Origin of the sequence: Micromonospora sp. WMMD1076, assembly GCF_029581475.1 — a bacterium.
In the GTDB taxonomy this organism is placed as follows: Bacteria; Actinomycetota; Actinomycetes; order Mycobacteriales; family Micromonosporaceae; genus Micromonospora; species Micromonospora aurantiaca.
Window position 1 is genome coordinate 1154117 of sequence record NZ_CP120862.1, and the last position, 25268, is coordinate 1179384.

The window sequence follows — 25268 nt, forward strand, 5'->3', positions numbered from 1 at the left end:
TCGGCTTCCAGCTCATCGTCGGAGCACCCAACGACAAGGTGACCGCCATCGAACCCTATGTCGACCTGCTGCTGCAGGTGACCAAGAACAACAGCAACTACTCCCACGTCTCGCCCGTACGCCCCACCACCACGCGCCCCGCAAGGTGTTCACCCATGAAGTCACCTGACCAGATAGTGGCCGAGATCGGCACCCGGCTCCGCAACCGCTGGCACCTCGAGGTCGCCGGCACCAACCGCGACGGCTGGCCCTACCGCGCATCCCTCGGCCAACCCTCCAAGACCGTGTTGGAGGCGGACTTTCCCAGCGCCCGCCGCTGGGCGCTGGACTGGGCCGCATGGGCGGACCACCAAGGTCTCGTGCTGGTGCGACAGACCCGCCGCGTGATCGGCACCAGCCAAACCCTGCCCACCCACCTGGAGATCCCCGACCTGGACACCGCCGCCCGCCTGGTCGGCCAGGGCTGGCCGGACCGCCTACGCACCGCACGCAACCGCGCATCGGTCCTCACCGCCAGGTTTCCGCACGTCGACCTGGTCAAGACTCTGCCCGCCGTACATCCCCTCACCGACATCGACTTCGCGCTGCTGCTCGACGCCGCACGCTGGTTCTGCCACCACGACGCCCGAGGCTTGACCCCACGGCAGGTCCCTATCGAGGGTCTGCACGGCAAATGGCTCAACCGACACCACGCGCTGATCCGCCACCTATCCCGCAAAGACGACCTCGGCCTGGCCACCAGACCCACCCGCGTGCACTTCACCTACCTCGATCCGACGTACCGCGCCGCAGGTCGCCGCCTACACGAGAGCGTCACCATCGGCGACCCGGTCACACCCGCGTACATCCCGGACACCGTCCTGGTCCTGGAGAACAAGGACACCGCCGTCTATTTCCCACCCCTTCCCGGCGGGATCGCCGTCGAAGGCGAGGGCAGCAAGGCACCCGGCGCGCTGCCCCGTATCCCGTGGATCCGCGACTGCACCCGCGTCATCTACTGGGGCGACATCGACGCGGCAGGGATCGAAATCGTCAACAACCTCCGCACGAATGGCATCAACGCACAAACCATCCTCATGGACCAAGAGACCTACGACGCATACGAACGATTCGGCGCCTGGACCGACGAAAAAGGCAAACCCATCCCCTGCTCGCAACGCAAGCCGCTGCCCGCCCTCACACCAGCTGAGCGCGCCCTCTACGAAAACCTCACCGACCCCACCTGGACGCGAGTACGACGAATAGAACAAGAGCGGATCCCGCTAGCGGAAGGACTCGGCCGGATAGCGGCACACGTGCACAACCCCAGCGGCCGGAACGACTCACCCGACCCTGCCGTGCCGTGCCGTAACCATCGAATGGGTATGCCGCCAGGACCGATCACCGGCCGGACCGCGGAGCATTTGCCCGCCGTAGTCCGACGCGCGTCGTCGCAGCCGTCGAGCTCGCCGCGGCTGCTGGGCACAGCCATGAACTGCCACGGCCAGCCGCCCAGGCCCATGGCCCGACCCGGCCCGCTCATGGGCGCCCCCGATAGGCGCGGAGCATCGTCTCGACGTAGGTGGGGGCGAGCCCACGCAGCAGTTCCTCGGGGAGCGCGCCGGCCAGCGCCGTGACTGCGAGATCGACGCCGGGGCTGCTCGGCCGGCCAAACTGCGTGACCAGGCGGTCGACGCCGGCGGCGACGCTGGCGCCACATACGGGGTGCCTGGCGAGTTCGGCCAGACGGGTGCCGACGGCGTCTGGCGGTGTGGGAGCTCGCATGAGCCGGATGACATCGGCGCAGTCCTTGGGCTTGACGCGATGCCCGCGACCGCGGTCGCTGTCGGTGAGCCGGTCTGCGATCTTGTGGCTCTTGGCGACCAGGAGGGCTGCGGCGCCCGCCACTCTGATCGTGGCTTCTCGGGTGTCGAGGTCTGGTTCGAGGCTGCCGACCGTCATCTCGGTGTTGTCGAAGATGGTCGCTTCGAGTCCTGGCGTCCAGCGAGTGGCGTTGCTTCCGTGGTCGGGCAGCCGGGCGTCGCGTCTGCCTCGTCCGGGTGCGAGCGCTTCGGGAACGAGGAGGTCGACGGGGACCAGCACGGTCTTGTCGTCGATCTTTGCGGGTGCCAGCCACGTGCCCGGTTCGATGCCGCCGTTGCCGGCCTTCACCTTGAGAGTGAAGCCCGCTTCGATCATCGCTTCGTCGATGCGCGGGTCGGGGCCGAGGCTGGCCGGGTCGATGCTCAGGTCAGCGTCGGCGGTGAACGGGGCGACGCTGACCTCCAGGTCCGCCTCGCCTGCCTGCAGGTAGATCGCCTGGGCGCCGACCAGTACAACGGCGGCGCCGTGCTCGCCGAGAGCGTCCAGGGCGTTGAGGAGAACGCGGCGGGCGGCCACGTACACGAGGGGATCGGGTTCGGTCACCCACCGACGCTACATCGGCTGGGGAAGATGGTCCTGACGCCAGGCCACGGGGTCGCCCGCCATCCAGTCCAGCAGCGCCTCGCCCTCCTCTGGCAGACGGCCGTTGCCCGCCAGGCAATCCAAGACGAGCTGCGAGAGTCCAACATGGAACGTTCCGTCTTCGGCCATGCGTGAACGAGCCAGCTGGGATGCGTCGGCGGCGGTGAGCAGGATGACATTGGCGCCCTGCTGTGCGGGCATGAGCTCGAGCCGGGAGGCGGCTGCGGCGATGTCGGGGACGTAGAGCGCGAGCTGCGTCGGGGCGGCAATCTGCACGTAATGGTTTGCGGCGTAGCTGCCGGTGATGACGGCTTGGTCGTCGTTGCTGAGCCTCCGCAGCAGCGACGGGACGCCGGTTCGTGCGATGTAGGTCTGGCTGCGGTTGCTCTTGAGCAGGTTGTAGTGCTGGGCTCGGGCGCGCAGCAGTTCTCGCCAGTCGACGCTGGTGACAGCCTTGCTGCGCGGGTCACGTTCGACCAGGCGGTCATCGACGAGTGCGTTCAGGGTGCGCGAGACGTACGCGTTGCTGAGGCCGCTGGCCGCGGCGAGATCCACAAGCCGGTACGGCGGTGCGAAGTCGGTGAGCACGCGCACCAGAGCGTTGCTGCCGGGACCTTTGAGCCGGACGGGCGGCTTTGCCGGCGGGTTCGGGTCCTGCTGGGCGCCGTCGAGCCTGATGTGAATCGCTGGCCGCGGGATCCGGACTAGCACATTGCCGGTGAGGTCGATGTAGTTGATGTCCCGCTCGCGGAGCACTTCCCTTGAACGCGGGCTCAGCCAGGGCGCGACGACGACGATCGGTTCTCGGACGACCCGGCGCATGAGCCGGTGGTTTCCGCCTAGCACACGGTCGACGTCGCGCGGGATGAAGCGCCGGAACGCCTGCACGATGAGCGTGCAGTGGTAGTTCGCCGCCTGGATGTCCCACATGGCGTCGTGTCCCGCGTCGCCGTCCTCGAAGGCCCGGCGGTTGACCTTCATGTCGTCGTCCGTGATCAGCTCAGTGAACTGGTCGAACGTGGCGGTCAGCAACTCCTGCTCAGTGGGGCTGTCCATGCATCAAAGCTTGCCACAAATTCCTGACTTAGCAGCTATGGGCAAACGCGCGATCCAGTTAAATCTTGCGCCAAGGCGAACGGTCGAACCGGACAACAGTCGCGGCAAGATCGATACCGGGTGCCGTTCAGGCACGCCGACGTGGTCGGGAGGCTGCATCGTAGGCCGAGTTGGTAGGCACGTCCTCGTACACGGCCTATGGGCGGCGGCCACGCGGTCGTCTTGGCGTCGGCTGGAGAGGTGCCTACATCTATCCGGGCTTGGTTCTGGGGAGTTTGTGTTGGGCGTTGAGGATGATTTGGGCGGTGGTTTCGGCGGCTTGTCTGGCTTGTTCGGGTAGGACGGTGGTGTAGGTGTCGGCGGTGAAGGCGTAGCTAGTGTGGCCGAGCATGTCTTGGACGGTTTTCAGGTCGGTGTGTGCGGTGAGGGCGAGGGTGGCGGCGCCGTGGCGTAGGTCGTGGAGTCGTACTGGTGGTAGTCCGGATGCGGTGACGCGTGCGGTGAAGTGGTGGGTGAGCCAGTCGGGGCGGATGGGCCGGGTGAATACGGGCCCGTCCGGCTGCCACGGTTTGCGGGCGTCGCTGAAGAACTGTTGCTGATGTTGTTGGTGTTGGCGCAGGACGGTGACGGTAGTGCGGTCGAGGGCGATGGTGCGGTGTCCGGCGGCGGTTTTCGGCGAGTCGAGGTAGGGCCGGCCGTGGACGTGGGCGATGTGATGGTTGACCGTGAGCGTGCCTTCGATCAGGTCGAGGTCGGTCCATCGCAGCGCGCAAAGTTCGCCTCGGCGTAGGCCGCGTAGCGAGGCAAGCCACCATAAGGGGTACAGCGGGTCGTCGGCGGTGAAGGTGAGGAACCGGGCGAGTTGGTCTGGTGTCCAGCCTGACACGGTGGGGCGTTGGCCGTCGTGTCGCCAGGCGGCTACTCGTGCCGCCGACCACGGTTGTGGGCGGTGTCGGTGGGGGCGGGGTAGCAGGATCAGCCGGGCGGGGTTGACCAGCAGGAGTTGCTCGCGGATCGCCATGTTCAGCGCGCGGCGTAGGGTGGCCCGGATCCGCTGCACCGTCGCGGCGGAGACGGGTCTGCCGGACCGGGTCGGTAGTGCGCCGATTGTCGTGAACATGGTTTCGATGTGGGCGGGTCGTAGTCCGGTCAGGGTGTGGTTGCCGAGGTACGGGATCCGGTAGTAATCCACGTGGTGGCCGTAGGTGGCGGCGGTTGATCGGCGGACCCGGCCGGGCAAGCTCTGCTGCCAGCGGCGTAGCCACTGCTCGACGGTAATCCGGCGTGGGTTGGTACCGGCAACCGCGGTCGCCAGTGCGTGGTCGCGGGCCGTCGCCGCCTGCCGGGCAGTGCGGAATCCGCCCTTGCGGAACCGGGCCGGGCCCGGTGTGTCGCGGGGAAGCTGGACGCTGAAGTACCAGCTGCCGTGTGCTGGATCCGACAATCGGGGACACCGCGGACCCAGACGCCCTCCCACCACCGGGTCCGTGCAACCGCACCGACGGTATACGCCTGCAGATCCGTCACCGTTCATGATCGCCTCCTCGACCAGCTCCTCTGGTCAGAGCCCCACGATCGCGTGACCCCTGGCGGAGGGGAATTCGTTTGTTATGTCCGACAATGCCCAGCACGCACCAGACATGGACAGACGACAACGCCGAGTTCGGACGGGTACGACGGTCACCGCGCGGCCGGCCCGAGAAACAGGGGCCGACCTACGAGTGAACCGAAGCAAGCGGCGGTCGGAGCGGGTCGGGCACTACGAACGCGAGCCCGAGCTGGATTCGCTGGGTTGTCTCGGACGTTCGACCATGCGCTGGACAGGGGTTATGTCGAACAGACGAGCACCCGGGGAGCACCCCAGATCCACAGTGGCCGGTGCTCGTCGTGCCCCTCGGTTGCGTTATCGCAGGTCGTTGTGATATTCGGAGAGAGTGCGATTGGGAGGGCGTAGCCTTTCCTGTGGTCTTTTAATCCTTAGGTTCAGGGTTCGAGTCCCTGGCGGCCCACGTTTGAGCTGGGAAAATAGCACAACATCACTGTCCCGCGTCGCTCTTGGCGCGGGCATTTGCCGGATTTGGCCCCTTGGTGCGCGAGTACCCACCGAGCACCAAGCGATGGAATGACGCCAGGCGACATCGCTCGCCGCCGCTGGTGAAGTGCGGCCCGGTGTCGCCTGGATCCGCCAGTCAAGGCGATGGTGCTGCGCGTCGATGAGAAAGTCGCAGATGCAAGCCCTGGAGGGCTGGCTCTGCCCGCGCTGCCTGTCCGCCGCAGCGGGCCGCCGCGACCGGGAGAAGGGCTGGGCGCGCACGAACCCCCCGTCCGTGAGCGGTTGCTGCCCGGTTCAGCGGGTACCGCACCAGTCATGCGCATCGTGATCGTGGGGGCGACCGGCAACGTGGGGACGGCAGTGCTGCGCCGGCTGCGGCGGGAGGCGGGCACCGAGCTGGTCGGCGTGGCTCGGCGGCTGCCCGGGCCGGGCGCCGGTGAGCCGTACGACGACGTGGAGTGGCACTCCTGCGACATCGGCGCACCGGGCGCCGCCGACCAGCTCGTCCGGATCTTCGCCGGGGCGCGGGCGGTGGTGCATCTGGCCTGGCAGATCCAGCCCAGCCACGACCGCCGCACGCTCTACCGGACCAACGTCGGCGGCAGCCGTGCGGTGATCGAGGCCGCCGTCCGGGTCGGCGTTCCGGCCCTCGTGTACGCCTCATCTGTCGGCACCTACGCGCCCGGCCCGAAGAACCATCCGGTCAGCGAGAACTGGCCGGCGACCGGGGTGGAGACGTCGTCGTACAGCCGGGACAAGGCGGAGGTGGAGGCACTACTCGACGGCGTGCAGCGGGAGCACCCGAAGCTGCGCGTGGTACGCCTGCGGCCGGGGCTGATCTTCCAGCGCGAGGCCGGTACGGAGATCAGCCGCTACTTCCTCGGCCCGCTGGTGCCGGTGCGCCTGCTGCGGTACGGCCGGATTCCGCTGGTGCCGTCGAACCGGCGACTCCGGATGCAGGCGGTGCACGCCGACGACGTGGCGGACGCGTACGCCCGGGCGGTTGTCGGGGATGCGAGCGGCGCCTTCAACGTGGCGGCCGACCCGGTGCTGACGCCGGAACTGGTGGCCCGGCACTTCCACGGCTGGACGCTGCCGGTCGCGACGCCGGTGCTGCGGGCCGCGGCGGCGGTGACCTGGCGGGCGCGGCTGCAACCGGTCGACACCGGCTGGGTCGACCTGGCGCTGAACGTTCCGCTGATGTCCAGCCACCGTGCCGAGACCGAACTCGGCTGGAGCCCGGGCATCGACACGGTGACCGCCCTGAAGGAGTTGTTCGCCGGCATGGCCACCCGTGCCGGGACCGGGGCCCCGCCGCTGTCTCCGGACCCGGCGCTCCCAGGGCGGCCCGCAGCCCTGACCAGAGGCCACCTCCCCGGCCACCCCAACCCGTACTGACCCCGCCCTTACCCCGCCCTGGTGATCAAGGAGTTTGTGTCCCGTCCAGAGATCAACTAAGACGCGAACCCCTTGATCACCGGAGCCGGAGGGCAGGCGCGAGGCCGGGGCGGCGCGGGGAGGGGCAGCGCAGGGGAGGGAAAAGGGTCAGGAGATCTGGGCGCCCAGGAAGAAGATGCCGGGGTGGCCCTTTGTCTCGAAGCCTCGGCTGGGGTTTCTCCGCAGGGTGCTGCTGTCGATCCTCAGGGTGCCGGTGCGGTTGTTGCTGACGAAGAAGATCGCGCCGCCGCCCTCGTTCGCGCTGTTGTCCTCGATCACCGTGCCGGCGATCCGTACCGCGAACTCGTTGCCGTCGCAGTAGATCGCTCCGCCACTACCCCCACCCGGTGTGCCGCCCCGGGCCGGGTTCGCGCCAGTACCGACCGCGCGGTTGTCCCGGAAGACGCTGTTCAGCACCGTCCAGGAGACGCCGATGCTGCTCAGCGCCCCGCCGTTGGCGCACACCCCGCCGGTGAAGGTGCTGCTCACCACGTACACCGGTTTGTTCTCGAACTGGCTCAGCACGCGCAGTGCGGCGCCGCCCAGGTCCGGGCCGGTACGGTCGCAGCGGTTGCCGACGAACCGTGAGTTGACCACGGCGAACCGCCCGCCGCGTACGAAGATCGCGCCGCCTCCGCCACCCTCGGTCTTCTCGCCCGTGGCGTCCCCGTCGGCGAACGTCAGGTTCTGCACGGTGAGCCGCGGGTGGTCCTGGTTCTGGCAGTGCGAGGTGGTCCAGCCCTGTGCCTCGTCGCACGTGTTCATGTAGAGGATCCGGCGCTTGCCGCCGCCGCTCAGCGTGACCTTGCCGCCGCCGTCCAGCACGACGCGCGGGCCGTGCGAGTTCACCACCTTGGCGGTCGCCTTCATGGTGATGGTGACCGGCGCGGGCCCGCAGTCGAACGTGATCAGACCACCGGCCGCGACGGCCTTCACCACCGCCTCCGAGGTGCAGCTCGCCGGGGTGCCGCTGCCGACGGTACGGGTCGGGCGCGAGGTGTCCACCGGCCGCGCCTCGGCCGGTACGGCGGCCCGGCCGTCCGGGTTGCCGGCGCGGAACGCGACAGTGGCCGCGCTGGGGCTCGGCCGGGCGCTGCCGAGACCGGCCCGTCCGCTCGGGGAGGCCGCCGGGGCGGTTGCCGGGGCGGTCGCCGGACCGGCCGACGAGCCGGCGCCGGCGGCGGGCGCGGGGGCCGGATCGTCGCCGCAGGCGGGGAGCATCGTCGTCGTCAGAGCGAGGGCGAGCAGTGTGACAGCTGACTTCACGCGCACCGCCCGATGCTAGGAGGACCGGCCACCCCGGCACGACTCCACAGGCGATCCTTAACCCACCGCTAAGCCGGAGCCGCCGACAGGGCGGAGGCGCGCGGAGGCGAAGCGGCGGCACGGCGGCGGCAACGCGGCGGCACCGGCGACCGAGCGCGCCGGTCAGGCGTGCGAGAGCGCGAACGCGACCAGGAAACCGAGCACGGTGATCAGCCCGACCAGCAGGTGCGCGTCCGCGAACGCCTCCGGAACCATCGTGTCGGTGATCATCGCCAGGATCGCGCCCGCGGCGAGCGCGGTGATCGTCGCCAGCACCTCGGGCGGCGCGCCGCCGAGCAGCGTGTACCCGGCCAGCGACGCCGCACCGGAGATCAACGCGATGGCCGTCCACAGCCCGAACACGTAACGCCGGGTGCGTCCGGCCTGCCGCATGCCGGCCGCGCTGGAGAGCCCCTCCGGCACGTTGCTGAGGAACACCGCGATGACGGTGACCAGGCTGACCGGGCCGCCGGCCAGCAGGCTCGCGCCGATCACCACCGATTCGGGTACGCCGTCGAGCAGCGCGCCGACCGCGATGGCATTACCCGAACCGGGCTGTTCCCGCTCGGAGGGCTGCTCGTCGCCGGAGCGCTTGCGGTGCCGCGCGCCGTGCCGGGCCAGCAGCACGTTCGCCGCGGTGTACAGCAGCGCACCGGCCGCCGCGCCGATCGCCACCGGCAGCAGCCCACCCTGCTCGTGCGCCTCGTCGATCAGCTCGAACGAGACGGCGGACAGCAGCACGCCCGCCCCGAACGCCATCACCGAGGCGGTCACCCGGCGCGGTACGCGCGCGAAGAACCCGACGGCCGCCCCGATCAGCAGGGCCGACCCGGCGAGCAGGCCCCAGAATCCCGCTTCCAGCCACTCCGGCACGCGCTGGACCCTACCCCGGACGCGCGCCGTCAACCGGGTCAGAAGTCGGCGAACAGGTGCGGCAGCTCACGGGGGAAGAGACGGCGCAGCTCACCGGCCGCGTCCACCGGCACCTCACCCAGCCCGCGTACGACCACCTCGGCCGGGTCGAGCACCCCGTACGCCAGGGCGGACAGCCCGGCGGCGGTGAGCCGCGCGGCCGGCACGCTGCCCTCGGCGGCGGTCTGCGCCGGCAGCACCGCCAGCTTGCCCGTGGTGCCGTCGAGCAGGTGGCGGCCGGCGAGCCAGCGGTCGCCGACCACCTCGACCAGCACCCGGCCGACACCGACCGGCTGGTCCGCCAGCGCGTCCAGGCTGAGCAGGCGGGCCATCGGCGCGGTCGGGTCGGGCCGGGCCACCCGCGCCTCGACCTGCACGTCGAGGTCGGTGAGCCACAGCTCGGGCAGTTCGTCGGGGGTCACCTGGACGCTGATCCGGGCCACCTGGTCGACGTGCCGGGCGAAGAACTGGAGCACCGACGCGCGGGCGTACGCGTCGTCGACCAGCAGGTCGTCGGCGTACAGCGTGCCGGCGTGGTCGTCGATCCGGTAGGTCACAGCGCCGACCGTCTCGCCGCCGCGTACCACGCTGACCAGCCAGCGGTCGTCCCGGTCGCGCAGCCCGACCGCCCGGAAGTCCGGGAAGACGGCGAAGCCGTGGCGTTCGCGCAGGCACCGCTCGGTGTACGCGCGCCACCGCGCATACCCCGCGCCGATCCGCTCCCACACCAGCTCGTCGGGCAGGTCGGCGCGCAGCAGCGGCGCCAGGTCCGCCGGGTCGAAGATCGCGGTACGCCGCCGGGGCAGCCCGATGTAGCCGAAGCGCTCGTAGAACGAGGCGCGGAACGGGTGCAGCGCGGTGAGCTGGTGACCCTCGTCGCGCACGTCGTCGAGGAGTTGCTGCATCAGCGTCCGGACGTGCCCGCGCCGGCGGGCCAGCGGATGGGTGGCCACGCCCGCGACACCGGCCATCGGCAGCACCGCGCCGCGCAGGTTCTGCCGCATCGGTATCGCCGACACGGCCGCCGCGGTGACCCCGTCCTCCTCGGCCACCAGCGTCGTGTTCCCGGCGTTGTACGTCAGGTACGCGCGGAACTGGTCGGTCCGGGAGGCGCCGATCGGCGACGCCTCGAACGCGTACGCCTGGAGCGGGAAGCTGGTGGTCAGTCGTTCATCGGCGGCCAGCCGGCGAATGTGCATCCGTTCATCCCAGCCGGACCCGCCGTGGTCCGCAACCGGAAAGGGCGCCCGCTCACGCCTCGGTGACGTCCGAGATGACCACCGTCACGTTGTCCGGCGCGCCGGCCTGGTGGGCCAGTTTCACCAGTTGCTCGCCGCACTGCTGGCGGTCCCCGTAGGTGGCGAGCGCCGCCGCGATGGCGGCGTCCTCCACGTAGTCGGAGAGGCCGTCGCTGCACAGCAGCAGCCGGTCGCCGGGGAAGACGGTGAGCGCGCCGACGGCGGGTGGCGCGTCGGAGCCCTGCACCGCGCGGGTGACGAGCGAGCGCTGCGGGTGGTGCCGGGCCTGGTCGCGGGAGAGCGCGCCCTGGTCGACGAGCGCCTGGACGAACGTGTCGTCGCGGGTGAGCTGGGTCAGCTCGTGGTCGCGCAGCAGGTAGCAGCGGGAGTCGCCGACCTGGGCCAGGACCAGGGTGTCCCCGGCGAGCAGGGCGGCGGTGAGCGTCGTACCCATGCCGTCGCGGGCCGGGTCCACCGTGATGGCCGCGCGGATGCGCTGGTTCGCGGTGCTCACGACGGCGCGCAGCGCGTCGGCCGCCTCGTCGGCGCCGGTGGGCGGCGTCAGCTCGTCCAGGATCCGGATGACGATCTCGCTGGCCACCTCGCCGGCGGGGAGCCCGCCCATGCCGTCGGCCACCGCCACGAGGCGGTCACCGGCGAGGGCGGAGTCCTCGTTGTTGGTCCGGACGAGGCCGACGTCGTTGAGGATGGCCGAGCGGAGGATGAGCGTCATGACGACAAGCTTGCCAAGAAGAACGGGTCCGCGTCTGCACGCGCTGGCGGGTCTGCTGAAAGAAATGTCATCAGCTTGCATCCTGGGTATGCGTCAACTGTCCGGTGTGGACGGACGAGGATAGCGCAGCAGGAGGCTCGCGTGGACCTCCTCCTCGCCCACCGCGGCATAGGTGTGCGGCACGTCGGAGGTCCACCGCAGGTACCCCCCGGGGCCGGCGGTCAGCGGGGCGTCGGCCGGCCCGGCGCGGAGCACGCCGGAGAAGACAGTCACGTGTTCGGTCACGCCGCTGGAGTGGGCGGGGGAGAGCTGTGCCGGACCCGGCGCGACCCGCATCCGGTACAGCTCGTACGTCGCCTCCCGGTCGCCGAACACCTCCAGCAGCGTGGCGTCGACCGCGGCCCCGCGTACGGTCGGCGCCTGGCCGGGCGCGGCGAGCACGGCGGTGAGCGGTACGCCGAGCTGCGCGGTGATCGCGTACAGCGTCTCCAGCCGGGGGTTGCGCACGCCGTTCTCCAGGCCGGAGAGCGTGGCCTTGCCGACGCCCGCGAGGCGGGCCAGCTCGGACAGGGAGATGCCCCGCTCGGTGCGGAGCGAGCGGATGCGCCGGCCGACCTCCCGGGCGCTCCGGTCGTCGGCTGGTGCGGCGGCTGTCATGGGGGCTATCGTGCTACACCGTGCCGTTCCGTAAACGGAACGGGCGGAGGAGGAAGAGCATGGGGGGTCGGCTCCAGCCCGTCCTGGCCGGCGTGGTGACCGCCCTGGTCGGCTTCGCCAGCTCGTTCACAGTCGTCCTGGCCGGGCTGCGCGCGGTCGGCGCCGACCCGGACCAGGCGGCCTCCGGCCTGCTCGCGCTCTGCGTCGCCAGCGGCGCCTGCGCGGTCTGGCTCGGCCTGCGGCACCGGCTGCCACTCGCCATCGCCTGGTCCACGCCGGGCGCGGCGCTGCTCGTCGCCACCGGGCCGGTCCCCGGCGGCTGGCCGGCAGCGGTCGGCGCCTTCCTGCTCGCCGGGCTGCTGATCATCGCGGCCGGGCTGATCCCCGCGCTCGGCCGCGCGGTCGCCGCGATCCCCGCCCCGATCGCCTCCGCCATGCTCGCCGGGGTGCTGCTGCCGCTGTGTACGGCGCCGGTACGCGCCCTGGTCGAGGTGCCCCGGCTGGCCGGGCCGGTGGTGCTGGTCTGGCTGCTGCTGCACCGGTTCGCCCGTCGCTGGGCGGTACCGGGCGCGCTCGCCGTGGCAGTGGTCGCGATCGCGCTCACCACCTCCGGGCCGGCCCGGCTGGACGTCGCACCGGTCGTCGCGTTCACCGCGCCGGCCTGGACGCTGCCCGCCGCCGTCGGGCTCGCGCTGCCGCTGTTCCTGGTCACCATGGCCGCCCAGAACGTGCCCGGCACCGCGGTGCTCGCCGGGTACGGCTACCGGGCCCCGCTGGGCTCCGCGCTGCGGGTGACCGGGCTCGCCACCGCCCTCGGCGCCCCGGCGGGCGGGCACGCGGTGAACCTGGCCGCGATCACCGCAGCCCTCGCCGCCGGGCCGGACGCCCACCCGGACCCGGAACGACGCTGGATCGCCTCGGTCACCGCCGGGATCGGCCTGGCGCTGCTGGGGCTCGGCGCGGGCGTGGCCACCACCCTGGTGCTGCTCTCCCCGCCGGTGCTGGTCGAGGCCGTCGCCGGGCTCGCCCTGCTCGGCGCGCTCGCCGGAGCGGTCACGGCTGCGGTCGCCCAGCCGGACGCACGGGAGGCAGCGGTGGTGACGTTCGTGGTCACCGCCTCCGGGGTGAGCCTGCTCGGGGTGGGCGGCGCGTTCTGGGGACTGGTCGCGGGCTGGCTGATGCTGCTGCTGTTCCGCCGCCGCGCGACCCCGTCCGTGCCAGGTCAGGCCGCACCGGCCGAGGCGGAAGCGGTCGGCGTCACTCCTCGGCGGGAAGCTCCGTGGCCGGGACGGTGAGGCGTACCGCGCCGTCGCCCACCGAGGCGATCCGATCGGCCAGCACGTAGACCGCGCCGGTGCGGACCAGCTCGGTGGAGACCTTGAGGTAGCCGTCGCGCAGCAGCCGGGCGGCCAGGTCGGCCGGTACGTCGGGCTCCTCGACCGCAGCCGACTCGATCAGCTCGTCCAGGCTGCTGCCCGGGTCGACCGGGGTGGGCGCCTGCACGGTCACCGCGGCCGGGTCGCCGCGCTGCACGAGATCGACTGTGCCCACCTCGACGCCTGCGGAGTCGACCACCCGCATGCCGGTGGTGACCCGGGAGACGGTGTCCTGCTGCTGGCTCATGCGGAAACGGTTCCCGGGTCGCGCGGCCGCTAAACGGAGGGGGCCCAGCCACCCGGCGGGCGGGGGGACAGCTCGCGCCAGGTGTCGGTGCCGTCCAGCAGCGCCCGGATCGTCTCCTCGGCCTCCTCGACGCTGGCGTGCTCGTAGAACCGGGAGACCCCCTCGGCGCCGCCGGCCCGCTGCTCCACGTGCCAGCGGTCGCCGTCCACCCGGAGGAAGACGTCACGCCGGGCGAGGCGTCCCCATTTCCCGTTCCACCAGTGCCTGCGCTGCTCCATGCCCGGACTCTATCGAACATGTGTTCGATGCACGTCGGCCCCCGCGAGATCGTCGCGGGGGCCGATCGGCTACGGCGTCAGCGCGGCGCGGGCGGCTCCTGCCGGCGGCCGAGCACGTCGTCCAGGGCGCTGCGCTGGCCGGGGGTGCCGTGGTTGCCGGCGAGCAGCGCGTCCCGGATCTCGGTGAGCAGCTTGACCTCCTCGCTCGGGGCGGAGGGCGGCGGCTCCTCGCCGCGCTTGCGCCGCTCGGCGAGCTTGTTCATCGGGTAGACGACGAGGAAGTAGAGCGCCGCCGCGGTGAGCACGAACGTGATCGCCGCGTTGACGAAGGCCACCCAGTCGAACGGGACGCCCCGGAACTTCGGGGTCGAGCCGCTGAGGCCGTCGTCGTTGCCGGTGATCAACACGATGACCACGCGTACCAGCGGTTCCAGGAACGACTTGGTGAGCTGGGTCACCACACCGGTGAACGCGGCGCCGATGACGACACCGACCGCCAGGTCGACGACGTTGCCGCGCATGATGAAGTCTTTGAAGCCCTTGAGCATCCGTACTCCCGTGCCCTGATGAGTCTGCGTCGGGGACAACCTATGCCCCGGCGGGCCCTTCGAGAAAAGCACCGGCCTCGATCGCCGCCCGCTGCGGGTCGCCGGCCCGGATCGCCTCGACCAGCCGGCCGTGATCCACGTACCGCTCGGGGGTCAGCGCCTCGCCCATCGCCTGGGCCACGGTGCTGCGCAGCGCCGCGCCGACCGAGGCGTACAGCTCGGCGAGCATGGCGTTGTGCGCGGCCGCCACCACGACCGTGTGCAGCGCGGCGTCCGCCTCGACGAACTCGTCCACCCGGCCGCCGCGCCACGCGGCCTCACGGGTTGCGAGCGCGCCGTCGAGCGCCGCCAGATCCTCGGGGGTACGCCTCAGCGCGGCGAGCCGGGCGGCCTCCACCTCGAACGCGCGCCGGACCTCGATCACCTCGGTCATCCGGTCGTCGGTGAGCCGGCGGGCCACCACCGGCGCCAGCTCGTCGGTCGACACCACGTAGGTGCCGGAGCCCTGCCGGCACTCCAGCACCCCGGCGTGCACGAGCGCGCGGACCGCTTCGCGGACAGTGTTCCGCCCGACGCCGAGCGCGGCGACCAGTTGCGGCTCGGTGGGGATGCGCCCACCGACCGGCCACTCGCCGCCGAGGATCCGTTCCCGGAGCTGCTCGATCGTCTGCCGGACCCGGTGGCCGCGCGGAGGCACGGCGACGGAATCCCGGGCGGGTGTCACCGGTTACACCTCGTGCCGAAATTCATCCCATGATTGTAGGTTCGAGGTCATGACTCCGCCACCCGCGCCCGCCGCGACAGTGCCCGCCCCCGGCGCCGGCTCCGCGGCCGTACCCACCCCGGCGCCCCGCGCGGTCCGAGGCGGCCTGCTCGTGCTGACCGGAATGCTGCTCGTCGCGCTGAACCTGCGGGCGGCGGTGACCAGCCTGGGCGCGCTGCTCGACGAGGTCCGGATCGGTCTCGGTCTCTCCGGGGCGATGGCCGGCCTGGTCACCACGCTGCCCACCATCGCGTTCGCCGGACTGGGCGCGCTCACCCCGTGGCTGGTCCGCCGCTGGGCCGCGCCCCGGGTGCTGGTGCTGGCCATGCTGGCGCTCACCGCCGGGCAGGTGCTGCGCGCGGTCACCGGCTCGGCGGCCGTCTTCGTGCTCACCAGCGCGCTCGCACTGGCCGGCATCGCGGTGGCGAACATCCTGCTGCCGATGCTCGTCAAGCAGCACTTCCCGCACCGCACCGGACTGGTCACCGGGGCGTACACGATGGCCCTGACCGTGGGCACGACGGTGGCCGCCGCCTCAGCCGTGCCGGTGGCGCACGCGTTCGGGTCCTGGCGGGCCGGACTCGGCATCTGGGCCGGGCTGGCCGCGCTGGCCGTACTCCCGTGGGTGCCGCTGGCGCTGCGGGCCCGCGCCGCGCGACGGAACGCGCCCCCGGCGGTGGCGGTCGCCGCCCCGGCCCGGGTTCAGCCCGCCCGGACCCGGCTCGGCTGGGCCATGGCGGTGTACTTCGGGGCGCAGTCGCTCAGCGGGTACGCGATCATGGGCTGGCTGGCCCAGCTCTTCCGGGACGCCGGATACCGGCCGGAGACGGCCGGGCTGCTGCTCGCCGGCGTGACCGCGCTGGGCGTGCCGGTGGCGCTGATGATGCCGACGCTCGCCGGACGGCTGGCCACGCTCCGCCCGCTGGTGCTGTCGCTGACCGTGTTCTCCGCCGCCGCGTACGCCGGTCTGGCGCTCGCCCCGCACGGCCTGGCGCCGCTGTGGGTGCTGCTGCTGGCGCTCGGCCAGGGCGCGTTCCCGCTCATCCTGACCACGATCGGGCTGCGCGCCCGGACCGCCGAGGGCACAGTGGCGCTGTCCGCGTTCGCGCAGAGCACCGGGTACGTGATCGCGGCGCTCGGACCGCTGCTGGTGGGCATCCTCTACGAGGCGACCGGCGGCTGGACCGCCCCGATCGGCTTCCTGCTGGTGGCGCTGGCCGTGCAGACGGCGGCGGGCATGGTGATCGCCCGTCCCCGCTACATCGAGGACGAGCGCTGAGCGGGATCGGTCAGGAGGAGGCCGGGGTGGGATCGCCCGCGACGGCCTGCTCGACCGTCGGGTACGTGTGCAGCACCTCGACCAGGCCGCTGACCTCGAGGATGCGCAGCACGCCGCGCTGCGGGGCGGCCAGCCGGACCACGCCGCCCGCCTCGTCGCAGTTGTTCTTCGCCCGCACGAACACCGACAGGCCGGTGGAGTCGCAGAACGACACCTCGGCCAGGTCGAAGACGAGGCGGCTGCGCCCCTTGTCCAGCAGATCCGTGATCTGGTCCTGGAGTTGCGGTGCCGTGGCCATGTCCAGCTCGCCCGCGACCGACACGACGACCACGTCGCCGCGCTGTTCCGTGTGCACCGTCAGGGACATTCGTCGACCTCCTGTGTTCGGGGGAAACGGTATCCCACGATGGGCGCGACGCGCAGAACGGGAGCGGTCACGGGTGCGGTCGATCATTCTTTGCTCCGTGACAAGTACCGCGTCGGCCTCCGGTGATAGAGTCCGCCCGTCCAAATCAGGGAGGTCACCATGGCGTTGAGCGCCGAACAGGGTGGTCGGCTCGCCCACCTGCTCAGTCAGCACGCGGACCGGTTGACCAACCGCTGGACGGAGATCGTCGGCAATTCGCTGCGCGGTCGTCTGAGCCGGGCCGAGCTGGCGCGGCAGGTACAGGAGCTGCACCGCGCGCTGGTCGACGCCGGCCGCCAGGGCGTCTCCGACCTGGCCGGCGAGCACGGCGGCGAGCTGCGGGCGGTGCTGTCCGAGCTGTCCACCAGCCGGGCCCGCCAGGGGTTCTCCGCCACCGAGACCGCGATCAGCGTGTTCGCGCTCAAGGACGCCCTGCTGGAGCTGATGGAGGAGGAGAAGGGCGACGAGACCCTGCGCGACTTCGTCTCCTTCTCCGCGCTCGTCGACCAGATGGGCCTGTTCACGTTCGAGACGTTCGTCCGCGCCCGGGAGAGCCTGATCGCCGACCAGGCGGAGCAGCTGCTGGAGCTGTCCACCCCGGTGGTCAAGCTCTGGGAGGGTGTGGTCGCCGTCCCGCTGGTCGGGACGCTGGACTCGGCCCGCGCCCAGGTGGTGATGGAGCGGCTGCTCCAGACGCTCGTCGACACCGGCTCGCCGTACGCGATCATCGACATCACCGGCGTACCTGCTGTGGACACGCAGGTCGCCCAGCACATCCTCAAGACCGTGGTGGCCGCCCGGCTGATGGGCGCCGACTGCATCATCTCCGGCATCCGCCCGCAGATCGCCCAGACGATCGTGGCCCTCGGCATCGAGTTCGGTGACATCGCCACCAAGGCGAGCCTCGCCGACGCGCTGCGCCACGTGCTGCGCCTGACCGGGGTCGAGGCCACCGCTCGCCGCCCGCGGCGGGAGTCCTGATGGAACGCGTGCCGATCCTCAAGATCGGCGACATCCTGCTGGTCTCCATCCAGGTCGACATGTCCGACCAGACGGCGATCCAGTTGCAGGAGGACCTGGCCGAGCGGATCGTCGCCACCGGCTGCCACGGCGTGATCATCGACATCACGGCGCTGGACATCGTCGACTCCTTCGTCGGCCGGATGCTGTCCACCATCGCGTCCATCTCCAAGGTGCTGGACGCCGAGACGGTGGTGGTCGGCATGCGCCCGGCCGTCGCCATCACCCTGGTCGAGCTGGGGTTGTCGCTCAACGGCATCCGTACCGCGCTGAACGTCGAGCGCGGCATGGAGCTGATCGCGGCCAGCCGCGCCGACGAGTGGGACGAGGCGGCCGACGACGAGGACACCGAGACGACGGCGACGGCATGACCACGGGCGTCGACCTGGGTGTGCCGGCGACCCAGGCGATCCGCAGCGACGAGGACGTGGTGCGGGTCCGGCAGTTGGTGCGTACCACAGCCGTCGCGGTCCGCCTCTCCCTGGTCGACCAGACGAAGCTCGTCACCGCCGCCAGCGAGCTGGCCCGCAACACGCTGATCTACGGCGGCGGGGGCAGTGCCGAGGTGAGCACCGTGGAGGACGGCCGCCGGCGCGGCGTGCGGATCGTCTTCGCCGACGAGGGCCCGGGCATCCCCGACCTCGATCTGGCGCTCACCGACGGCTACACCACCGGTGGCGGGCTGGGCCTGGGACTGAGCGGCGCCCGCCGGCTCGTCGACGACTTCGACATCCGGACGGCTGTCGGCGAGGGGACGCGGATCACCGTCACCAAGTGGTCGCGATGATCGCCGACGTGGTGCCCGACCACGGCATCTGGTTCCGGGTCGACACCGGCGCGACCGCCGGCAGCGTACGCCGGGCGGCCGAGCGTCTCGGCCGGCAGCTCGAACTGAGCGCGTCGCGCGTCGCGGACCTGGCCATCGTCACCGCCGAGATCACCAGTAACCTGGTCAAGCACGCCCGCGAGGGCACGCTCCTGATGCGTCCGGCACGCCGGGGCGGGCAGGCCGGCGTGGAACTGGTCGCGATCGACTCCGGCCCCGGCATGGCCGACCTCACCCTCTCCTCCGTCGACGGCCACTCCACCGCCGGCACGCTCGGCATCGGCCTCGGCTCGATCACCCGGCAGTCGAGCCGGTTCGACGGCTACTCGTCGCCGGGGCGGGGCACCGTCCTGGTCGTCCAGGTCTGGGACGCCGCACCGCCGGAGCCGGACTGGGCGGGCGGGCTGGCCCGGCCGATCACCGGCGAGCAGACGAGCGGCGACGGGTACGCGGTCCGCCAGGTCGACGGCCGGCGGCAGGTGCTGGTCTCCGACGGGCTGGGCCACGGGCCGCTCGCCGCCGCCGCCACAGGTGCCGCCGTGTCCGCGTTCCGCTCGGCGCCGGGCGGGCCGCCGGACGTCGTGGTGCGGCACCTGCACGCCGCCATCTCGCACACCCGGGGCGCCGCGCTCGCGGTGGCCGAACCGGATCCGGCCGCCGGAGTGCTCCGCTACGCCGGACTGGGCAACATCGCCGCGATGATCGTCGCGCCGGGCGAGCGGCGGCGCGGGCTGGTCTCGCTGCCGGGCATCGCCGGGCACCAGCGTCCGGCGATCCGCGGGTACGACTACCCCTTCTCGCGCGATGCCACCCTGGTCATGCACAGTGACGGAGTGGTGGATCGCTGGGATCTGGACGACTATCCCGGGCTCGCCGGCCGCAACCCGCTGCTGGGCGCCGCGACCCTGCTGCGCGACGCCGGTGTCCGCCGTGACGACGCCTGCGTCCTGGTGGCCCGGGGGGCGGCATGACCGAGCCCCTCCTGCGCCTCGCGCTCCGGGTGGAGCAGGACATCTTCCTGGTCCGGCAGCGTGGCCGGGAGGTGGCCGCGGCGGTCGGGCTGGAACATCAGGACCAGGTACGGATCGCCACCGCGCTCAGCGAGGTGGCCCGGGAACTGCTGCACGGGGCCGACGGCGCGGACGTGACGTTCGCCCTCGACCGGGACGCCGTCGGCCGCCGGGTCCTCCAGGTGGACCTGTCACCGCTGCGCCCGCTCCCCGGTGGACGGTACGAGCCGCAGTCCGGCGCCGTCGCGCGTCTGGTGGACACGTTGCGGGTGGTGGCCGTCGAGGGCGATACGGTCGTGAGGATGTCCCGACGAGTGCCCGACCACACCGAGGAGCTGACGGCCGAGCGCACCGCCGAACTCCGCGCCGAGCTGGCCGAGCGCGCGCCGGGTTCCGCGCTGGACGAGTTGGCCGCCCAGAACGCGCAGCTCATCGCAGCCCTCGACGAGGTACGCAGCCAGCGCGACGAGCTGGCGGTGCTGAACTCCGAACTCCAGGAGACCAACCACGGTGTGATGGCGCTCTACAACCAGCTCACCGAGGAACTGGAGGAGACCAACCGCGGTGTGGTGGCGCTCTACGCCGAACTGGACGAGAAGTCCGCGCAGCTGCGGGCCGCGAGCGAGTCGAAGAGCCGGTTCCTGGCGAACGTCAGCCACGAGCTGCGCGCCCCGGTCACCGCGATCATCGGCCTGGCCCGGCTGCTCGCCGACTCCGCCTCCGACCCGCTCACCGGCGAGCAGGCCCGCCAGGTGGGGCTGATCCGCTCCTCTGCGGGCGACCTGCTGGGGCTGGTCAACGAGCTGCTCGACCTGGCCAAGGCGGAGTCGGGCCGGATCGAGCCGGACTGGTCCGACGTCGATCTGCGCGCCGTGTTCGGGCAGTTGCGCGGCACGCTGCGGGCGCTCGCCTCCCGCCCCGAGGTGGAGTTGGTGGTCGAGGAACCGCCGGCCCCGGCCACTGTGCGTTCGGACGAGGTGCTGCTCGCCCAGGTGCTGCGCAACCTGCTGCACAACGGGCTGAAGTTCACCGAACGCGGCGAGGTACGCCTGCGCGCCGAGCGCCGCGGCGACCAGTGGACGCTGTCGGTCACCGACACCGGCGTGGGCATCCCGCCGGAGCTGCGCGAACGGGTCTTCGAGGAGTTCTACCAGGTGCCCGGCACGACCCGGGTCGGCGGCACCGGGCTCGGCCTGCCGTACGCGCGACGGCTGGTCACGCTGCTCGGCGGGACGCTGGAGCTGACCAGCGAACCGGGCGGGGGCAGCACGTTCACGGTGGTCCTCCCCGCGGGCGGAGCGTGACGGTGGACGGCGGGCCGGTGACCGTGCTTGTGGTCGACGACAGCGGCCCCAAGCGATACCTGCTGGTCAACTGGCTGGCCCGGGCCGGCTTCGTCACAGTCGAGGCCGAGAACGGCACGGCGGCGCTGGAGCGGGTGGACCGGGAACACATCGACCTCGTGGTGCTCGACGTCCGTCTGCCGGACATGAGCGGCTTCGAGGTGTGTGAGCGGATCAAGGAGGCGCACCCGTCGATCCCGGTCATCCACGTCTCCGCGCACGCGGTCGACGTGGTCGACCGGGCGCAGGGTCTCACCCGGGGCGCGGACGCCTACCTGGCCGAGCCGATCGAGCCGGAGGAACTGGTCGCCACCGCCCACGCGGTGCTGCGCTACTACCAGGCCCGGCGGCGGGCCGAGCAGCTCGCCGAACGGCTCGCCGCGCTGGCCGACGCCACTGTGGAGATGCACGCGACGCCGAACTTCGTCCGGCTGCTGGAGGCCGCCGCGAGCGGCGCGGCGCGGATCTTCAATGCCCCGGCGGCGGTGGTCGCCGAGACGTTCGACGGGGACTGCCTGGCCGGGGTGGCGGTCGATCCGCACACACCGGCCACCATCGTGCCGTGGGTGGTGGACGACACCGGAGTGCCGATCGGCACCCGGGTACGGCTCGACGAACCGGCCAACTGGGCGCTGGCCGGCTGGCCGGACGGCGACACCGTGACCGTCGCCGCCTCCCGGCTGCGCGAGGACCGGGCCCCGCTCTACGTGGTGGTGCCGACCGCCACCCAGACCGTACGCACGCCGGTGCTGGTGCAGCTCGCCCAGGCGGTCGCCTCGGCGGTCGAGGCGCAGCGGTCCTTCGACGAGGAGCACCGGATCGCTGTGACGTTGCAGCGCAGCCTGCTGCCGCAGCGGCTGCCCGACGTCGTCGGCCTGGACCTGGCCGTCCGGTACGAGCCGGCGAGCGCGCAGACCGAGGTGGGCGGCGACTTCTACGAGCTGGTGATGCTCGACGGGCACCTGCTGGTGGCGATCGGTGACGTGGCCGGGCACTCGCTGCACGCCGCCACGGTGATGGCCGAGCTGCGGCACGCGGTGCGGGCGTACGCGGTCGAGGGGCACCAGCCGGGCGTGATCCTGGACCGGGTCAACGAGCTGATGCGTAACCTGCTGCCGACCGAGCTGGCCACCATCTGCGTACTGCTGCTCCACCCGCCGACCGGGCTGGTCCGGATGGCCAGCGCCGGGCACCTGCCGCCGTTGCTGAGCCGGAACGGGCGGATCGAGTTCGTGACGCAGTCCGCGCCGCTGCTCGGCGTGCGCGCGCCGCGCCCGCCGGACCTGGAGTTCGTGCTGCCCGCCGGGGCCACGCTCGTGCTCTACACCGACGGGCTGATCGAACGGCGGGACGCCACGATCGACGACGGCATGGCGGCGCTCGGCGTGGCAGCCACCCGGGTGGACGACGACCTGGACGATTTCTGCCGGCGGCTGCTCGTCGAGCTGGCGCCGCCGGAGATCCACGACGACGTCGCTGTGGTAGCGGTCCGTCGCCGCTGATCTTCGGCCGAACAGCGTGATCCGCGCCATCGATCTTGGTACGGAGCGCCGCTCTTGACACCGCTATTCACTCAGCGAATAGTAGACCCGTGTCCACGTCGCACGTCCTGCTCGGGCTGCTCGCCGCCGGCCCGCGCCACGGCTACGAGCTGAAGCGCGCGCACGACGAGCGGCTGCCCCGCGCCCGGCCGCTCGCCTTCGGGCAGGTCTACGCGACACTGGCCCGTCTGTGCCGCGACGGCCTCGTGGCCACGGCCGGGCAGACCCGTGAGGGCGGTCCGGACCGCACCTCGTACGCGCTCACCGAGGACGGGCGGGCGGCGCTGGACCACTGGCTCGGCACCGTCGAGCCGCCGATGCCGTACGTGGCCGGCACGCTCTTCGCCAAGGTGGTGGTCGCGCTCCTGGTGACCGACGTCGACCAGGCCCGCGCCTGCCTGATCGCGCAGCGGCAGGCGCACACGCAACGCCTGCGCGAACTGACCGCGCTGAAGACGGCCCCCGGCGCCCGCCTCGACGAGGTGGTCGCCGCCGACTTCGCCATCGCCCACCTCGACGCCGATCTCCGGTGGCTGCACACCACCCTCGACCGGGTCGCCGACTGGCACCGGGAGGTGCGCACGTGACGTTCCTGGAAGCGCGCGGAGTGGTCCGCGCCTATGGTCACAACCCCGCGCTGCGCGGTGTGACGCTCGACGTGGCCGAAGGCGAGATCGTCGCGGTCACCGGCCCGAGCGGCTGCGGCAAGTCCACGCTGCTGCACTGTCTCGCCGGCATCCTGCGCCCCGACGCCGGTCAGGTCACCTGGCGCGGGGAACGGATCGACACGTGGTCGGAGGCGGCCCGCTCGCGGCTGCGCCGTACCGAATTCGGGGTGCTGTTCCAGTTCGGCCAGCTCGTCACCGAGCTGACCGCCGCGGAGAACGTCGCGCTCCCGCTGTTGCTCGCCGGCACGGGGCGGCGAGCGGCGCGGACCGCGGCGCTCTCCTGGCTGGACCGGCTCGGCGTGGCCGACGTCGCCGACGCCCGGCCCGGTGAGATGTCCGGCGGGCAGCAGCAACGCTGCGCGCTGTCCCGGGCGCTCGTCACCGAACCACGGGTGATCTTCGCCGACGAGCCGACCGGCGCGCTCGACACACTGGCCGGCGAGCAGGTGCTCACCCAACTGGTCCGGCTGGCCCGCGAGCAGCGCACCACAGTCGTGCTGGTGACGCACGAGCCGCGCATCGCCGCGTACGCGGACCGGGAGGTCAGCCTGCGCGACGGCATGGTCGACCACACCGGGCTCGGGCTCGACCCGGCGCTGCCGGGCGGATCACGGTGAGGCCGGGGACGCTGCTGCGTCTCGTGCTGGCGGGCACCCGCACCGACATCGCACGGGTCGTGCTCACGGCGGTGAGCGCCGCGCTCGCGACGCTGGCCGGGCTGGCGGCGCTGACCGTGCTGTCGGTGGTGAAGCCGTCCGGCGACGAAGGGCTCAACTCCGACCAGTACACCAACGCCCTGCTGCGGGAACCCGGCCTGCGCCCCGGCGTCGCGATCGCGTTGCTGCTGCTCTGCGTGCCGGTGTTGGGGCTGGCCGGGCAGTGCGCCCGCCTCGGCGCGCCGGGCCGGGACCGGCGGCTGGCCGCGTTCCGGCTGGCCGGTGCCACCCCGGGGCAGGTCACCCGGGTCGCGGTCGCCGAGACCGGCGTGGCGAGTCTGATCGGCACCCTCGTCGGCCTGGCCGTCTTCCTGGCCGGGCGCCGGCTGCTGCACCGGCCCGACGCGGACGGGCGGCTGCCGCTGCCCACCGACGTGCACCCGGGCCCGGTGGCGGTGGCAGCCGTCGTGCTCGGCCTGCCGCTGGCCGCCGCGCTGGTGAGCGCGTTGCTGCTGCGGCGGGTCGCCACCACCCCGTTCGGCGTCGTGCGCAAGGTCCGCACCCGGGCGCCCTGGCCGTGGCCGGGTGTGCTCATCCTCGCCGCGCTGGCGATGTTCGCCGCGATCCGCCCACTCCTGCTCTGGTACGAGCGCCGTGGCACCGTGGAACCCGACTGGCAGGTGCCGACGTTGCTCGTCGTCGGCGGGCTGACCGCGATGATCGGCGTCGTGTCCGGGACCGGCTGGATCTCATACCAGACCGGCCGGCTGCTGCACCGGCACGGACGCGGCCCGGCCGCCCTGCTCGCCGCCCGCCGGCTGGCCGCCGACCCGTGGGCCGGCAGCCGAACCTTCGCCGCGTTGCTGGCCGCGCTGATCTTCGGCGCCGGTGCGGCGGCGATGCGCGCCGACTTCCGGGCCCAGGCCGAGGTGACCCGCCGCACCGGTTCGGGAATGGCCGACCCGGGCTTCTTCCTCGGCGCGATGGACCTGGTCGACCTCGCGGTCGTGGTGGCGATGGCGATCGCCGGCGGTGGGCTGCTCGTGGCTGTGGTCGAGGGGATCACCAGCCGCCGGCGGGCGTACGCGGCGCAGGTGGCGACCGGCGTGCCACGGGCCACCATCGGCCGGTCGCTGCTCTGGGCCGCGCTCGCCCCCGCAGTACCCGCGATCGGGCTCGCGTTGACGGTCGGCTACCTGCTGGTCCGGGGCGTCATGCCGGCACCGAGCGACGGTGGCTTCGCGCGGACGATCTGCGACGCCGGTACGGAGCTGTGCGGCGATCCGGCCACCGCCGCGCGGTACACCCGTGACGAATGGGTGCCGAAGACGACGGTCCCGCCGGACGTACCGTGGGATCAGCTGGCCTGGCTCGCGGCGGGTGGGTTGGCGGCGGTGCTGTGCACGGTCGTGGCCGGCCTGCTGTTCCTGCGCGCCGCGACCTCGGTGGAGGAACTGCGCAGCACGTGACC

At 72.2% G+C, this 25268-nt stretch carries 26 protein-coding genes; 13 read left to right on the forward strand and 13 right to left on the reverse strand.

Annotated features, from left to right (window positions below):
• The first annotated feature begins 38 nt into the window (after nucleotides 1–38).
• Nucleotides 39–1616, forward strand: a complete 1578-nt coding sequence (locus O7622_RS05725) for a Wadjet anti-phage system protein JetD domain-containing protein (protein WP_282312186.1) — start codon at nucleotides 39–41, stop codon at nucleotides 1614–1616.
• On the opposite strand, the gene O7622_RS05730 is transcribed toward O7622_RS05725, so the two are convergent.
• The 3 genes from O7622_RS05730 to O7622_RS05740 all read right to left on the reverse strand — a co-directional run bounded on the left by O7622_RS05730 (nucleotide 1519) and on the right by O7622_RS05740 (nucleotide 4945).
• Nucleotides 1519–2406 carry a hypothetical protein gene (locus O7622_RS05730; RefSeq protein WP_282312187.1) on the reverse strand — a complete coding sequence of 296 codons (888 nt, stop codon included), beginning with the start codon at nucleotides 2404–2406 and terminating at the stop codon, nucleotides 1519–1521. The two genes, O7622_RS05725 and O7622_RS05730, sit on opposite strands and share 98 nt — an antisense overlap.
• A gap of 9 nt (nucleotides 2407–2415) precedes the next feature.
• Nucleotides 2416–3501: a helix-turn-helix domain-containing protein gene (locus O7622_RS05735; RefSeq protein WP_282312189.1), complete on the reverse strand. Its 1086-nt coding sequence runs from the start codon at nucleotides 3499–3501 to the stop codon at nucleotides 2416–2418.
• Nucleotides 3502–3751: 250 nt separating this feature from the next.
• Nucleotides 3752–4945, reverse strand: coding sequence for a site-specific integrase (locus tag O7622_RS05740; protein ID WP_282312190.1), 1194 nt, complete (start codon nucleotides 4943–4945; stop codon nucleotides 3752–3754).
• 924 nt (nucleotides 4946–5869) lie between these two features.
• Between O7622_RS05740 and O7622_RS05745 the strand changes: the two genes are divergently transcribed.
• Nucleotides 5870–6952, forward strand: coding sequence for an NAD-dependent epimerase/dehydratase family protein (locus O7622_RS05745; protein WP_282312191.1), 1083 nt, complete (start codon nucleotides 5870–5872; stop codon nucleotides 6950–6952).
• Between the two features lie 147 nt (nucleotides 6953–7099).
• On the opposite strand, the gene O7622_RS05750 is transcribed toward O7622_RS05745, so the two are convergent.
• The 5 genes from O7622_RS05750 to O7622_RS05770 all read right to left on the reverse strand — a co-directional run bounded on the left by O7622_RS05750 (nucleotide 7100) and on the right by O7622_RS05770 (nucleotide 11836).
• Nucleotides 7100–8257 carry a hypothetical protein gene (locus tag O7622_RS05750; RefSeq protein ID WP_282314050.1) on the reverse strand — a complete coding sequence of 386 codons (1158 nt, stop codon included), beginning with the start codon at nucleotides 8255–8257 and terminating at the stop codon, nucleotides 7100–7102.
• A 162-nt stretch (nucleotides 8258–8419) separates the two neighbouring features.
• The gene (locus O7622_RS05755) at nucleotides 8420–9169 is read right to left on the reverse strand and encodes a ZIP family zinc transporter (RefSeq protein WP_282312192.1); all 750 of its coding nucleotides are present in this window, start codon (nucleotides 9167–9169) and stop codon (nucleotides 8420–8422) included.
• A gap of 38 nt (nucleotides 9170–9207) precedes the next feature.
• Complete coding sequence (locus O7622_RS05760; RefSeq protein WP_282312193.1) at nucleotides 9208–10407, reverse strand: GNAT family N-acetyltransferase; 1200 nt, start codon at nucleotides 10405–10407, stop codon at nucleotides 9208–9210.
• Nucleotides 10408–10459: 52 nt separating this feature from the next.
• A complete protein-coding gene (locus O7622_RS05765) occupies nucleotides 10460–11179 on the reverse strand; it encodes a protein phosphatase 2C domain-containing protein (protein WP_013283512.1) in 720 nt (239 codons plus the stop codon).
• Between the two features lie 93 nt (nucleotides 11180–11272).
• Entirely contained in the window at nucleotides 11273–11836 is a 564-nt protein-coding gene (locus O7622_RS05770) for an XRE family transcriptional regulator (RefSeq protein ID WP_282312194.1), read from the reverse strand.
• A gap of 59 nt (nucleotides 11837–11895) precedes the next feature.
• Here O7622_RS05770 and O7622_RS05775 point away from each other — a divergent pair, with 59 nt between their 5' ends.
• Nucleotides 11896–13131, forward strand: a complete 1236-nt coding sequence (locus O7622_RS05775) for a benzoate/H(+) symporter BenE family transporter (protein WP_282312195.1) — start codon at nucleotides 11896–11898, stop codon at nucleotides 13129–13131.
• On the opposite strand, the gene O7622_RS05780 is transcribed toward O7622_RS05775, so the two are convergent.
• The 4 genes from O7622_RS05780 to O7622_RS05795 all read right to left on the reverse strand — a co-directional run bounded on the left by O7622_RS05780 (nucleotide 13094) and on the right by O7622_RS05795 (nucleotide 15009).
• Nucleotides 13094–13459, reverse strand: coding sequence for a hypothetical protein (locus O7622_RS05780; RefSeq protein WP_282312196.1), 366 nt, complete (start codon nucleotides 13457–13459; stop codon nucleotides 13094–13096). The genes O7622_RS05775 and O7622_RS05780 overlap by 38 nt on opposite strands.
• 29 nt (nucleotides 13460–13488) lie before the next feature.
• A complete protein-coding gene (locus tag O7622_RS05785; RefSeq protein WP_121684401.1) occupies nucleotides 13489–13737 on the reverse strand; it encodes a hypothetical protein in 249 nt (82 codons plus the stop codon).
• 77 nt (nucleotides 13738–13814) lie between these two features.
• Nucleotides 13815–14285: a large conductance mechanosensitive channel protein MscL gene (mscL, locus tag O7622_RS05790; RefSeq protein WP_282312197.1), complete on the reverse strand. Its 471-nt coding sequence runs from the start codon at nucleotides 14283–14285 to the stop codon at nucleotides 13815–13817.
• Nucleotides 14286–14325: 40 nt separating this feature from the next.
• Nucleotides 14326–15009, reverse strand: coding sequence for a FadR/GntR family transcriptional regulator (locus O7622_RS05795; RefSeq protein ID WP_282312198.1), 684 nt, complete (start codon nucleotides 15007–15009; stop codon nucleotides 14326–14328).
• Nucleotides 15010–15172: 163 nt separating this feature from the next.
• On the opposite strand from O7622_RS05795, the gene O7622_RS05800 reads away from it, so the two are divergent.
• Entirely contained in the window at nucleotides 15173–16327 is a 1155-nt protein-coding gene (locus O7622_RS05800) for an MFS transporter (RefSeq protein ID WP_282314051.1), read from the forward strand.
• Between the two features lie 10 nt (nucleotides 16328–16337).
• On the opposite strand, the gene O7622_RS05805 is transcribed toward O7622_RS05800, so the two are convergent.
• Nucleotides 16338–16694 (reverse strand): STAS domain-containing protein, encoded by a 357-nt coding sequence (locus tag O7622_RS05805; RefSeq protein ID WP_018789120.1) that lies wholly within the window; start codon nucleotides 16692–16694, stop codon nucleotides 16338–16340.
• Between the two features lie 159 nt (nucleotides 16695–16853).
• Between O7622_RS05805 and O7622_RS05810 the strand changes: the two genes are divergently transcribed.
• From O7622_RS05810 to O7622_RS05850, 9 genes are all read left to right on the forward strand, one after another.
• Entirely contained in the window at nucleotides 16854–17714 is an 861-nt protein-coding gene (locus O7622_RS05810; protein ID WP_282312199.1) for an STAS domain-containing protein, read from the forward strand.
• A complete protein-coding gene (locus O7622_RS05815; RefSeq protein WP_135242833.1) occupies nucleotides 17714–18124 on the forward strand; it encodes an STAS domain-containing protein in 411 nt (136 codons plus the stop codon). The genes O7622_RS05810 and O7622_RS05815 overlap by 1 nt, the downstream gene beginning before the upstream one ends.
• Nucleotides 18121–18540 carry an ATP-binding protein gene (locus O7622_RS05820; RefSeq protein ID WP_282312200.1) on the forward strand — a complete coding sequence of 140 codons (420 nt, stop codon included), beginning with the start codon at nucleotides 18121–18123 and terminating at the stop codon, nucleotides 18538–18540. The genes O7622_RS05815 and O7622_RS05820 overlap by 4 nt, the downstream gene beginning before the upstream one ends.
• Nucleotides 18537–19550: a SpoIIE family protein phosphatase gene (locus O7622_RS05825; RefSeq protein WP_282314052.1), complete on the forward strand. Its 1014-nt coding sequence runs from the start codon at nucleotides 18537–18539 to the stop codon at nucleotides 19548–19550. The genes O7622_RS05820 and O7622_RS05825 overlap by 4 nt, the downstream gene beginning before the upstream one ends.
• Nucleotides 19547–20893 (forward strand): sensor histidine kinase, encoded by a 1347-nt coding sequence (locus tag O7622_RS05830; RefSeq protein ID WP_282312201.1) that lies wholly within the window; start codon nucleotides 19547–19549, stop codon nucleotides 20891–20893. Before O7622_RS05825 ends, O7622_RS05830 begins: the two co-directional genes overlap by 4 nt.
• A 2-nt stretch (nucleotides 20894–20895) precedes the next feature.
• Entirely contained in the window at nucleotides 20896–22434 is a 1539-nt protein-coding gene (locus O7622_RS05835) for a SpoIIE family protein phosphatase (protein ID WP_282312202.1), read from the forward strand.
• Between the two features lie 89 nt (nucleotides 22435–22523).
• Nucleotides 22524–23060, forward strand: a complete 537-nt coding sequence (locus O7622_RS05840; protein ID WP_282312203.1) for a PadR family transcriptional regulator — start codon at nucleotides 22524–22526, stop codon at nucleotides 23058–23060.
• Complete coding sequence (locus O7622_RS05845) at nucleotides 23057–23758, forward strand: ABC transporter ATP-binding protein (RefSeq protein ID WP_282312204.1); 702 nt, start codon at nucleotides 23057–23059, stop codon at nucleotides 23756–23758. Before O7622_RS05840 ends, O7622_RS05845 begins: the two co-directional genes overlap by 4 nt.
• Nucleotides 23755–25266 (forward strand): FtsX-like permease family protein, encoded by a 1512-nt coding sequence (locus O7622_RS05850; RefSeq protein WP_282312205.1) that lies wholly within the window; start codon nucleotides 23755–23757, stop codon nucleotides 25264–25266. Before O7622_RS05845 ends, O7622_RS05850 begins: the two co-directional genes overlap by 4 nt.
• Nucleotides 25267–25268 lie beyond the last annotated feature (2 nt).